The organism is Erwinia sp. 009765445 (assembly GCF_058137865.1).
Genome location: NZ_JBYUWC010000045.1, coordinates 1 through 1958, shown reverse-complemented (window position 1 = coordinate 1958; position 1958 = coordinate 1). Strand labels below are relative to the sequence as shown.

Genomic DNA, 1958 nt, shown 5'->3' with positions numbered 1-1958 from the left:
CGGATTGATTTTTCCGTGTCGCAGGTGAGAATATTTTCGCCCAGCACCAGCGCGGTGTGCGCCCGGCGGTTGCCGATGTCACCTATCACCAGATTCCCGGTTGCGTCGTCATAGGCCAGCGCCTGCTGCAGCCCCATGCCCTTATTCAGCACGTCCATAACTGACTCGCCCTGATCGGCCTGAATGCCCTGGAGCGCCCCGCCGGTTACCCCACCATCCGTAACCGTTATGCCAAACGGTTTCGCAAGTGCGGCGGCCACCTGCACCAGTGACAGCCCGGAATATTGTGATGGAGTGGCGGAGCAGTCGATCAGGTCAGCGGTTTTACTGCGCCCCGAAATGCCCGTACTGATGCTGCTGGCGTCATAGCGTACCGGCGTGGCTTCAACGTATCCGGTCAGCACCTGATCCGTACCAATAAAAACCTCAACCAGATCGCCGTTTTTAATGCGGCTCTGCCGGGATGCCTGATCGTTATCGCCAGGCCAGCTGCGGGTTATCTCCACGCTGAAATCCCGTGCGATACGCTCAATGCCTGCCGAAATGCGTACCGACGTCCAGCCGCCCCACTCGTGCCCGTTGACACGTAAAAATACTGTGTTGTTCATCGCACCGGCACTCTCAGGGTCTGGACCGGCACAAAGCCGGGATGACGAATATTATTGCGGGCCGTGATATCACCTGCCCGCGCGGCGGAGTCGTACCAGTCCGCAGCAAGAACCAGTGCAGGAGTGACCTGGGCAGGGGTGCGCTCCGTCATGCGTTCGACCTGCTCAAGGCGGGCAGATATATCCCTGTTAACGTCCGTGCGCACCGTTACCAGCGCCTGAAAGAGCTGATCGTCCGTCACGCGCTCCAGCTCCCGGTCAATGGCCTGATTAATGTTTTCACGTACATCAGAGAGGTCGTCCCATGACACCACGCTGGCATTATCGACTGAGGTCGTAACACCTGATGAGGTTCCCGTTTCCGACTGAATGTCGCTCACTGCCGGATGTGAAACCACAACCGGCTGCTGCGGGTCCTGCTGTTGCGTAACCGCCCGGTTAACGGGCTGCGGTAAGCTGGTCACGGCGGCAGCGGCTTCGCTGAGTGCCGTTGTCCTGACGGCCTGCGCCACGTAGTTGCGCTGTATGGTCTGCTCCTGCGCAGTTTTACTGTCAGTTTTCCACACGCCACGAGGAGCCAGCCCGCTGTCCACCGTTATCCCGCTCAACCCCTTAATCATTGCCATCACATCAGAGGTGTTTCCTGACAGCCTGGTGCCCGCCCGCCACATGCTTTGCAGCTGATTAACAAAGGTCATGCCGCTGGATGGCGGCTTTAACAGTACGGACAGATCGCCCTGCATCAGTCTGCCTGCTGCGCTTACCCCGGCATCGACATACTGAAAGGCATCGGTGACGGTGTCGAAAATCCCCGAAGCGTCATCCAGAAGCCCGTCCTGAACAAAATCTGGCATCCCGTCGAGTCCAAACGCGCCGAACGCTGAAGAAATCGCGTCATCCAGAAATGAAACTGAAGAGGAAAGTTTCTGACTGGTAGCGATCCCGGCGGTGGGAAACGACAGTTCGCCCGCTTCGATGAAACTGAAGCTGACGCGGCACATCCGGCCCTCATCCGTCGAATGGGTGATGCGTACGGCATCATCAACGGTTACGGTCATTTCGCCATAGTACGGATGGATCAGCGTGCAGGAGCCCGGCTTCTCAATGGCTTCAATCAGCCGGTTTCGCTGTTCAAAGAAATCATCGCCAATCAGATATGCCTGAACGCTGAACCGGCGCGTTGCGCGGCCCAAATCTTCAGACCAGGGCTTATCGCGGTTGGGATACTCATGTACCTGCACCCGGCGGCCAAAGGTGCCTTCATCACTGTCAACCTTAAACGGTACGCCGCGCAGTGAGGCTTCCTGCAGATTATCTTTCCAGCTCATTGTTTACTCCGGGCGAAAAAAA

2 protein-coding genes are annotated in these 1958 nt (G+C 57.7%); both read right to left on the bottom strand.

The window, feature by feature from the left end:
• Positions 1-608, bottom strand: a 608-nt coding sequence (locus tag AC3Y5R_RS24075) for a phage baseplate assembly protein (protein ID WP_489923414.1), incomplete at its 3' end; no start/stop codon positions are given.
• Positions 605-1936, bottom strand: coding sequence for a DNA circularization protein (locus AC3Y5R_RS24070; RefSeq protein ID WP_489923413.1), 1332 nt, complete (start codon positions 1934-1936; stop codon positions 605-607). The genes AC3Y5R_RS24070 and AC3Y5R_RS24075, both read right to left, overlap by 4 nt.
• Positions 1937-1958: the final 22 nt, after the last annotated feature.

Excerpts from the sequence above, each read along its gene's own strand:
- AC3Y5R_RS24070 (WP_489923413.1), bottom strand. The coding sequence starts at position 1,936 with ATGAGCTGGAAAGATAATCTGCAGGAAGCCTCACTGCGCGGCGTACCG.